The 9,859-nt window shown below is 67.6% G+C and carries 10 protein-coding genes; 2 read left to right on the top strand and 8 right to left on the bottom strand.

The window, feature by feature from the left end:
- Positions 1-110: glyceraldehyde 3-phosphate dehydrogenase NAD-binding domain-containing protein (locus AB0I34_RS43680; RefSeq protein ID WP_360458509.1), on the bottom strand; the 110-nt coding region annotated here is incomplete at its 3' end.
- A 33-nt stretch (positions 111-143) separates the two neighbouring features.
- Positions 144-1,586 (bottom strand): DUF4389 domain-containing protein, encoded by a 1,443-nt coding sequence (locus tag AB0I34_RS43675; RefSeq protein ID WP_360458507.1) that lies wholly within the window; start codon positions 1,584-1,586, stop codon positions 144-146.
- A 151-nt stretch (positions 1,587-1,737) separates the two neighbouring features.
- Here AB0I34_RS43675 and AB0I34_RS43670 point away from each other — a divergent pair, with 151 nt between their 5' ends.
- Entirely contained in the window at positions 1,738-2,037 is a 300-nt protein-coding gene (locus AB0I34_RS43670; RefSeq protein WP_360458504.1) for a 2TM domain-containing protein, read from the top strand.
- Between the two features lie 47 nt (positions 2,038-2,084).
- Here AB0I34_RS43670 and AB0I34_RS43665 read toward each other — a convergent pair whose 3' ends face one another.
- The 6 genes from AB0I34_RS43665 to AB0I34_RS43640 form a co-directional block, all read right to left on the bottom strand.
- Entirely contained in the window at positions 2,085-2,696 is a 612-nt protein-coding gene (locus tag AB0I34_RS43665) for a hypothetical protein (RefSeq protein ID WP_360458501.1), read from the bottom strand.
- A gap of 611 nt (positions 2,697-3,307) precedes the next feature.
- Positions 3,308-4,714: an NAD(P)(+) transhydrogenase (Re/Si-specific) subunit beta gene (locus AB0I34_RS43660; protein WP_360458498.1), complete on the bottom strand. Its 1,407-nt coding sequence runs from the start codon at positions 4,712-4,714 to the stop codon at positions 3,308-3,310.
- Positions 4,711-5,013, bottom strand: a complete 303-nt coding sequence (locus tag AB0I34_RS43655; protein WP_360458495.1) for an NAD(P) transhydrogenase subunit alpha — start codon at positions 5,011-5,013, stop codon at positions 4,711-4,713. The genes AB0I34_RS43660 and AB0I34_RS43655 overlap by 4 nt, the downstream gene beginning before the upstream one ends.
- Entirely contained in the window at positions 5,010-6,140 is a 1,131-nt protein-coding gene (locus AB0I34_RS43650; protein ID WP_360458492.1) for an NAD(P) transhydrogenase subunit alpha, read from the bottom strand. The genes AB0I34_RS43655 and AB0I34_RS43650 overlap by 4 nt, the downstream gene beginning before the upstream one ends.
- 15 nt (positions 6,141-6,155) lie before the next feature.
- Positions 6,156-7,517 carry a DUF779 domain-containing protein gene (locus AB0I34_RS43645; RefSeq protein WP_360458489.1) on the bottom strand — a complete coding sequence of 454 codons (1,362 nt, stop codon included), beginning with the start codon at positions 7,515-7,517 and terminating at the stop codon, positions 6,156-6,158.
- Positions 7,518-7,530: 13 nt separating this feature from the next.
- Positions 7,531-9,051 (bottom strand): aldehyde dehydrogenase family protein, encoded by a 1,521-nt coding sequence (locus tag AB0I34_RS43640; protein ID WP_360458486.1) that lies wholly within the window; start codon positions 9,049-9,051, stop codon positions 7,531-7,533.
- 161 nt (positions 9,052-9,212) lie between these two features.
- On the opposite strand from AB0I34_RS43640, the gene AB0I34_RS43635 reads away from it, so the two are divergent.
- Positions 9,213-9,859: hypothetical protein (locus AB0I34_RS43635; protein ID WP_360458483.1), on the top strand; the 647-nt coding region annotated here is incomplete at its 3' end.

Genomic DNA, 9,859 nt, shown 5'->3' with positions numbered 1-9,859 from the left:
ACGTCGTTGATCGCGACCACCTCGATACCGCTCGACGTCCGCTCGAGCACACAGCGCAGGTAGTCGCGCCCGATCCGCCCGAACCCATTGATCCCAACCCGCACGCTCATGATCGACCCCTCAGCCGGTTGTCTCCGTCCCCTTCATTCGACCGGTCGGCCAGGGGTCGACGGGAGGGTCGAAGGTCCCAGCTTCGGCTGCCGTACGACTGCCAGCACGACGGTCAGCGTGCCGAGCAGCAAGAAGACACCCGAGCTCGTCAGGATCCCGATCCACAGCCACTGCAGCCCAGGTGCAGTCGCGCCGACGTCGGCCCGCACGCTCAGTTCCCTACCGCCGTCCGCCGGCATCACAACGAGCGTCCAGTCGCCGTTCTCGATCGGCCAGGTGATGCTCTGCTCTCCCGGCCCGGAGGCCTGGACCCGCCAGATCTTCAGCTCGGTGGGCGTTGTTGACGGTGCCGTACCGGCATGGTCGTCGTATGTCGTCGTGTTCGGGCCAACGGCTTTCACCGTCGTGTACCCGACTCCGGTCAGATACCTGCGTACTTCGGTGGTGGAGGCGAGGCCCACGAACACCGGGCTGCCGCTGACCGCCCGGACACGCACCCGGGCGTCGCCGAACCAACGCTGCGGCACCGACGCGGCTCCCGCATCGATCGTCAGCTTCTCGCTCGTCAGCGCGTAGCCGCTCGTCCTCAGCGTCACCTTGTCCGACGTCACGAAGCCCGCCGAGTCACGGCGCGCCTGATCAAGCCAGACCAGCGCTCCGCCGACGGTGAGCCCGAGCAGCGACGCGAGCGTCACCACAGTCCCCACGACCAACGCGATGGTCCGCCCGGCCGACATCCGCTGCAGTTCGGGCTCGCGCGAGGGCGACGGCACGACCTGCCTCGGGTGATTCTCGCGCGGTGGCTCGTCGAGTCTCGTCGTACCGGGGTCGTGGCCGCCCATGTCCAGCCGGAACGGCGGGTACTGGTCGACCATCAACCCGGCGTACGCCGCGACGCGCAAGGCCCAGCGATCCATGCCGAGCACCAGGTCGAAGACCTGCCGTGGGAAACGCCCGCTGAACAACAGGACCACAGCTCCGATCAGCACCAGCAGGCCGACCAGACCGGAGTTCCACCCATACCAGTCGGTCTGTACGGCGAACCAGGTCCCACCACCCAGGAAGAATCCGACCACGAGGTAATGCGGAATCGCGAGCAGCCACCATTTGACCAGGACCAGACCGCGCGACAGATGCTCGGGATACGCGATCTCCAGATGCGCCGGATAGCCGGGAACGTCATGCAGCGTGAACGGCGGGTACTTGTCGGTGCCAAGAGCGCCGTACGCATAGAACTGGACCCGCCAGGTCCATCGCAGCACCCCGACGTTGAAGTCGAAGATCCCCCGTGGGTAGCGCCCGGTGAACAGGATCGCGAAGAACGCTGCGCAGCTCAGCAGCACGAACGCGATCCACAACACCACCAGTACGAACAGGTGCGGGATCACCAGCACCCACTTCACCAGCCACAGCCAGCGATTCAGCCGGTCGTCGAGTGCTCCGTCCACCCGGACCGGGTACGTCGTCGTACTCATCATGTCCTCCCGTCACTCGTCCCTCATCACCACCCTCGATCTGCCGCGGCGAGGTCAGCAGAGCCGAAGGTCCCGCTCAGGACGCGTCTTGGTGCCCTGACCGGACGGCCGGCACCGGCGGACGGTGGAAGTGATGAGCAAGGAGGCAGTCATGGATGAGAAGGTCGTCGATCGGCCCCTTGCGGCCGACAACGACGAGACGCTGCGCAAGCAGGCGGTCGAGGATCTCCGCAAGCGGCATGACCTCGCGGGACACATCCTCGCCTACCTGACGGTGAACACCTTCCTGGTGGTCATCTGGTACCTCACCGGTGCGGGATTCTTCTGGCCGGCCTTCCCGATGTTCGGCTGGGGCATCGGAATCGTCTTCCACGCCTGGGACGTGTTCTGGCCACAACCGAGCGAGACCGCGGTCCGGACCGCAATGGACCGCATCGCCCGCCGTAGGTGACAACAGTCCGCAAGGCCTGCCCCGGCTCGGGGCAGGCCTTGCCGCCGTCACTTCTGACCGTGGAGCCAGCGTGGGCCGACCGCGAGCCACTCGTTCTCCCATTCCCGTGCGCGGCGGCGGTCCAGGTTGATCCGCGCGAGTCGTACGACGCCCCAGACCAGGAGCCAGGAACCGGCCAGCGTGAGGAATCCGGCCGAGATGCCGAAGGCCGAGCTGTCGGCAGTCGAGCGCGGGGTGGGAGCGATGGTGCCGGAGCGGTCGAGCCAGACGGGGACCTTGTCGCCGGCTTTCGTGCCGATCAATACACTCGTCGTCCCCTCGCGGGCGAACCCGTTCGCGTCGACGTAACTGACCTGCACCCGCGACAACACGTCGGGGGGTGCACTTGGCACCACGCGTTCGGTGCCTTCGAGAGTCGTCGCCTTCGCCACGTGCAGGACTGCTCGCTGCCGAGCGATCGACTCGTCAATGGAGTTGCTGACGCTTGCGCCGACGGCTGCAGCCACCGGGATCAGCAGGAGCGCGGCCACGACACCGCACCACAGCAGAACCGCTTCGGTGCGATCCGACCGGCGCCGTAGCGGATTCTTCCCGATACCGAGCCGGCGTCCCTGCCTGAGCACCCACAGCTCCCCCGACCGCTCCTTGTCAGAGTTCACGACAACCCCCGGCACGTCTCGATTTGACGCAGGGGACCGACTCACCGGACCGGAACCGTCTTGATGACGGCGGATCTCGTGGCCTGCGGCCACCCCTCCAAGCTCCGCTTCCGGCGAGCCGGTCGTTCCCCTGCAGCTCCAGAGTCATCGATTCCAGCACCGCGAGATCAGGGCCCAAAGTCCCGACCTCCCGGACCACCCGGCACCTCCTTGGACAAACCATCAGTCCCGGATCAGCACGTCGGCGATCGGGCGCCGGGCTACGGGCTACCCGTCCCAACGCACGACTGGATTGCCACCCGTGATCCGTGGCCCGAGCGCACTCGACCATCGCCTCATTCGTTGCCATCTGCAACCACCACTGCCCGGGCGGCCGATCGAGCCACTGCAGAACGGCGCCCTCGATCTGCGCACGCAGACCGAGTTCCGCCCGAACCTGGTCTGGCACCCGCTCGCCGCTGAACGGCTCCCGGTTCGTCCGGCGCTGCATGATGTACGGTGCCAAGCCGGCCATTACATCGGTCGGCGGCGCGTCGAGTTCCACCACCGCCACAAGGTCGGGCCGGCGGGTCCATCAGATGGTGGACCTGTGAGCCGATCCCGATCTCACTTCAGTGGACGTAGGCCTGGATCTCGTTGATCAACGCGGTGAGCACGACCTTCGCGTCACCGAAGAGCAGCGCGGTCCTCGGGTTGGTGTACAGCTCGTTGTCGATGCCCGCATAGCCGTGGCCGAGCGAGCGCTTCACGACGATCACACTGCGGGCCTTGTCGACGTCCAGGATCGGCATCCCGGACACGGCGTTCCCTGGCCGCCGCGCGGCCGGGTTGGTGACATCGTTCGCGCCGACGACGAGGACGACGTCGGTCGCCGGGAACTGCGGATTGATTTCCTCCAGGTCCTTCAGCTCCGGGTACGGCGCGTTCGCCTCGGCCAGCAGGACGTTCATATGTCCGGGCATCCGCCCGGCCACGGGATGGATGCCATAGCTGACGTCGACGCCGTGCTCGGTCAGGGCCTGGGCCAGCTCGACCACCTCGTGCTGTGCCTGCGCCGCGGCCAGACCGTATCCCGGCACGATGACCACCTTGCCGGCGTACGCCAGTTGCAGGGCGGCGTCGTCGGCGGTGACTGTCCGAACAGTGCCGGTTGCTGTGACCGCGGGCCGGGACTGTTCGTCGCCGGTGCCGAATCCGCCGGCGACGATGCTCAGCAGCGACCGGTTCATCGCGACGGCCATGAGCTTGGTGAGGATGCCACCTGCGGCGCCGACCAGTGCACCGGCGATGATCAGGGGCGTACTGCCGATCACGAACCCGGCCATCGCAACTGCCGTGCCGGTACACGCGTTGAGCAGCGAGATGACCACAGGCATGTCGGCTCCGCCGATCGGTAGCGTCATCAGTACGCCGAGCGACAACGCGGCGACCGTCAGCGTGCCGAGCGTGCCTGCCCCGCCGAGACCTGCGGCGTACAGGCAGCCGGCTGTGATTGCGATCAGACCGAGTAGCAGGTTGATCACCCGACCGCCCCGGAAGGTGAGTGGCCGACCTGGTACGACCCCGGCCAGCTTGCCTGCCGCGATCAGCGACCCCGAGAACGTCACGCCTCCGATGAGGACGTCCAGGAAGGTGGTGAGCGTGGTGCTGATCGGCTGACCGGCTGAGCCGGGAAGTGCGCCCGCGAACGCGATCAACGCGGCCGCACCACCACCGACGGCGTTGAACAGGCTCACCAACTGCGGCATCGCGGTCATCTTCACGCGACGGGCCGCGACGAGCCCCGCGCCGGCGCCAACCGCCACACCGGCCGCGAGGACGACGGACGCAGTGGTTGTGATCGTCCCGCCGTGGACCAGGACGACGACTGTCAGGCCGATCGCGACCGCCATGCCCAGCGCGGACAGTTGGTTGCCGCGTCGTGCGGTCGCGGGCGAGTTCATCAGGTGCAGGCCGAGCACGAAACAGATCGCCGTACCCAGATAGAGAAGATGGATCGTGGTGTCGAGGGGTGTCATCGTCCGGCCTCCGTCTTCGGCCTGGCCCGGAACATCTCGAGCATCCGGTCAGTGACGACGTACCCGCCGACGACGTTCGCGGCGGCGAAGACCGCGGCGACGAACAGCAACACGTAGCCGATCGTGGTGTCGAGGCTCGCGGCAACGATCATCACACCGACCACCACCACGCCGTGGATAGCGTTCGATCCCGACATCAGCGGCGTGTGCAGCGTCGCCGGGACCTTCGTGATGACCTCGAAACCGACCAGCACGCTGAGCACGAAGACCGTGAGGTCCGCCAGCAGCACAGGTGTCATGACAGTGTCTCCTTCGGATGCACGACCTCACCGTCCTGGCAGATGAGCAGACCGGCGGTGATCTCGTCAGCGGGATCCAGTACGACGGAACCGTCGTTGATCAGGTGGTCCAGCAGGGCCGCGATGTTACGGGCCCACGCGGTCGAGGCAGCCCGCGGCACCTGGGCCGGCAGGTTGCCGGCTCCTAGCACGGTGACGCCGTTCTCCGTCACGGTGCGGCCACCAGGCGTCGACCCGGCCACATTGCCGCCCAGCGGGCCGGCCGCGAGGTCGACGACCACGGAGCCGGGGGCCATCGCCGCGAGTGCGGCGGACGGAACCAGTTCGGGTGGGCGATGGCCCGGCACCTGCGCGGTGGCGATGACGACGTCGAAGCCGCCGATCGCTGCGATCATCGCGCTTTGCTGATCAGCTTGCTCCTCGGCGGTCAGCACTCGGGCGTAACCGCCCTCACCACTGGCCGAGACACCGCCGAGGTCGAGCACCGAGGCGCCGGTCGACACGATATCGGCCCGCGCGGCCTCCCGGACGTCGTACCCGGTGACCAGGGCACCCAGGCGACGCGCCGTACCGATGGCCTGAAGTCCGGCGACGCCCCCGCCGAGCACCAGGACCTTCGCCGGGCGGACCGTTCCCGCCGCGGTCATCAGCATCGGGAAGAAACCATCGAAGGTGTCCGCGGCCAGCACCGCGGCCTTGTAGCCCGCAACGTTGGCCTGGGAGGTCAGCACGTCCATGGACTGAGCCCGACTGAGTGTCCGCGGCAAGCGGTCCAGACTCAGTGCCGTGACCTTCGCGGCCGCGAGCTCGACGACCAGATCAACCGCCAGCACCGGCTGGAGCAGGCCGATCAGGACCTGCCCGGGCCTGAGCAGCGTGCGATTCGATGGCTGTGGCGCATGAAGCACGGTCATGACATCCGCCTGCGCGTAGACGTCCTCCTTGCTCGCGACCCGGGCGCCCGCCGCGACGTACGCCTCATCCGGGAACCAGGCAGCGCGGCCCGCACCGGCCTCGACGATCACGTCGAGGCCGATGCGGCGCAGTCGCACGACGGCATCCGGAGTGAGCGCCACCCGCGTCTCGCGTTCAGCGGTTTCGGCCGGGCAGCCAATCACCAGACTCATCAGTCAGCTCCTCGATCAGAACTGGAAAACGACCCTGGCCGGAATGTCACCGGCCAGCACGTCGGCGATGGACTGATTCACGTCGTCGAGCTTGCGGTCGACGGCGATCACCTGGGTCCGGCCGGCTGCATGCAGGGCGAACACGTCGGCGAGATCGTTACGTGTTCCGACGATCGAGCCGATGACGGTCTTGGCGTTCAGCACGGTGTCGAAGATCGGCAGGCTGAGCGCGCCGTTGTCACCGGGCAGAGCCACGCAAACGAGCCGACCGCCGCGACGCAGCGACCGGAACGCCTGGTCGAACGACTGCGGACTCGCCGCGAGGGCGACCGCGACATCGGCGCCACCCAGCGCCTGGATCGCCTCGACCGGGTCGGTCTTCGCCGCGTTCACCACGTGGTCCGCACCGAGTTCCGTGGCCATCTCCAGCTTGGAGTCCTCGATGTCGACACCGATCGTGATGCCGCCGGCGATCCGCGCGTACTGCAGCGCCAGATGCCCGAGCCCACCGACCCCGAAGATCGCAACCGTCTCGGCAGGGGCGACGCCGGCGACCTTGATCGCCTTGTACGTCGTCACTCCCGCGCACGTCAGCGGTGCGGCGTCCCGCGAGGAGACCTCGTCGGGCACCGGCGTCGCGAACGCCGCCGGCAGTACGGCGTACTCGGCGAAGCTGCCGTTGACCGAGTACCCGGAGTTTCGTTGCTCCAGGCACAGGGTCTCCCAGCCGCCGATGCAAAGCCGGCACTTGCCGCACGCGTAGCCGAGCCAGGCGATCGCGACGCGGTCACCCACCGACCGGTCGCTCACCCCCGCACCCAGCTGCTCCACCACGCCGATGCCCTCGTGGCCTGGGATGAACGGCGGGGTCGGCTTGACCGGCCAGTCACCGTGGGCCGCGTGGATGTCGGTGTGGCACAGGCCACTGGTCTCCATCCGGACGAGCACCTCGCCCGGTCCGGCCTCAGGGATCGGCACCTCCTGAATCTCCAAGGGCGCGTGAAAGTCGGTGACGACCGCTGCCTTCATGACTGTCCTTTCTGGTTCACAAGTAGTGGATCGGGTGACGAAGTGAGTGCCGGGACCGGCGGCGAGAGAGAAACCCTCGGGCTCGCCGGACGCGACATCGAGCCGGAACGTCGTCTCGCCACAGGCCTGGTCCAGTCGCCTGTCGATGTAGAACGCGCAGTCCTCGAGCTCGCCAAGGAGCACGTCGCCCGGACCGACGAGGAAGTCGCCGGCCGGATAGCACATCGGAGTACTGCCGGCACAACAGCCGCCGGACTGGACGAACATCACCGGGGCGCCGCGGTCCGCGCACAGGCGACGGATCGCCTGGTGCGCGGCCGCGGTGGCCGTGATACGAACGGCTGTCATCGCTGCCGGCCCGTCAGAACAGACCGAGGGGCTCGTCGCTGTAGCTGACGAGCAGGTTCTTGGTCTGGCTGTAGTGGTCGAGCATCATCCGGTGGTTCTCCCGGCCGATACCGGAGATCTTGTACCCGCCGATCGCGGCGCCCGCCGGGTACTGGTGGTAGCAGTTCGTCCAGACCCGGCCGGCCTTGATGGCACGGCCCATCCGGTACGCCCGGCTGCCGTCGCGGGTCCAGACACCGACGCCGAGGCCGTACAGCGTGTCGTTGGCGATCGCGAGCGCGTCCGCCTCGTCGGTGAACGTGGTCACCGCCAGGACGGGACCGAAGATCTCCTCCTGGAACACCCGCATCTTGTTGTCGCCGCGCAGCACGGTCGGCTGGAAGTAGTAGCCGTGCTCGAACTCGCCGGCGATCTTGGTCCGTTCGCCACCGATCAGCACCTCGGCGCCTTCGTCCCGGCCGATCGCGACGTACGACGCGATCTTGTCCAGCTGTGCCTGAGACACCTGCGGACCGAGTTGCGTGTCGGTATCCAGCGGATCGCCCTGCTTGATCGCGGCGATCCGGTCCAGGCAGCGGCTCATGAACTCGTCGTAGATGTCGGCCTGGATCAGTGCCCGGGACGGGCAGGTGCAGACCTCACCCTTGTTGAACGCGTACAGGACAAGACCTTCGACCGCCTTGTCCAGGAACTTGTCGTCGTGGGCCATCACGTCGCTGAAGAAGATGTTCGGGCTCTTGCCCCCGAGCTCCACCGTGGACGGGATCAGGTTCTGCGCGGCGTATTGCATGATCAGCCGTCCGGTCACGGTCTCTCCGGTGAAGCCGATCTTCGCGATCCGCGGGCTGGTCGCCAGTGTGCGGCCGATCTCTCCGCCGGGTCCGGTGACGATGTTCAGCACGCCCGGGGGTACGTCGTCACCGATCACCTCGGCGAGCTTCAGGATCGACCATGGCGTCGGCGAAGCCGGCTTCATCACCGAACAGTTGCCCGCGGCCCATGCCGGTGCAAGCTTCCACGCGGCCATCAGCAACGGGAAGTTGAACGGGATGATCTGGCCGACGACACCCAGCGGCTCACGGAAGTGGTATGCAACCAGGTCCTTGTCGATCTCCGTCGTACGGCCCTCTTCGGCGCGCGCCGCCGAGGCGAAGTACCGGAAGTGGTCGACGACCAGTGGGATGTCCGCGTTGAGAGTCTCGCGGACCGGCTTGCCGTTCTCCCAGCTCTCGGCGACGGCCAGCATCTCCTTGTTCGCCTCGACCGCGTCGGCGACCGCGTTCAGGACCTCGGCACGCTCGGCCGCGGACTTCTCGCCCCAACCGTCCTTGGCGGCATGCGCGGCGTCCAGCGCCAGCTCGACGTCCGCCGGTGTGGAGTGGGCCACCTCGGTGATCGGCTCGGCCGTGGCCGGGCTCAGATCGACCTGATAGCGGCCTTCCGACGGCGGGACCCAGCGGCCGCCGATGAAGTTCTCGTAGCGAGGCGCAACCTCGACCGGACTTCCCTGCTTCCCGGGTGCGACGTACCGCATGATCGTTCTCCCTGCCTCGACGAGTCCGTGCACCTTCGAGCGAACGCCGACTCCATCGACCCCCGTAGGGCCTAAAGCCCCGTCCGCTCGGACCGATCGGCCGATGTGGAGGCTGCCCCGGGCGACCGATGCTTGAATCAGATCGGCTCCGGAGGTGGACCGTGCATCAGCTGCACTCGAAGTTCGTGCCCGTGCCCTGGGCCAGGCGACTCGTGATCGACGCCGGCCGGGCCGCCCAACGCCGCCACGCCATCCACGGACTGTTCGACGTCGACGTGACCTCGGCCCGCGGGGCGTTGCGACGACATCATGAGACAACCGGTGAGGATGTCTCGTTCACCGCCTTCGTCGTCGCCTGTGTGGCTCGCGCGGTCGCCGCCGACCCCACGGTCCAGGCGTACCGCGACCTCCGCGGACGGGACGTGATCTTCGACCAGGTCGATGTCGGTCTGCCCGTCGAGGTCGACGTGGACGGGAGCCCGTTCGCGTTCACCCATGTGCTGCGCGATGCCGGCCACCGCACCGTGGAGGAACTGCATCGCGAGATCCACGATGTCAAGGCGGATCCCTACCTCAGTCCGTCGGTCCGCAAGGCACCATGGGCACGCGCCTACCTGATCCTGCCCGGCTTCGTCCGCGTCCGCTTGCTCGGGATGCTGCACCGGTTGCCCCATCGCCAACGGGCCCTGGCAGGAACCGTCGGCGTGACAGCTGTCGGAATGTTCGGCGCCGGTGGCGGCTGGGGAATCGCCTTCCAGCTGCACACACTGAGCATCGTCATCGGCGGCATCACCCGGCGTCCGATGCT

The organism is Kribbella sp. NPDC050281 (assembly GCF_040655855.1).
Taxonomy (GTDB): Bacteria; Actinomycetota; Actinomycetes; order Propionibacteriales; family Kribbellaceae; genus Kribbella.
Note: the sequence above shows the minus strand (reverse complement) of the source record. Positions and strands in the feature narration are given on the sequence as shown.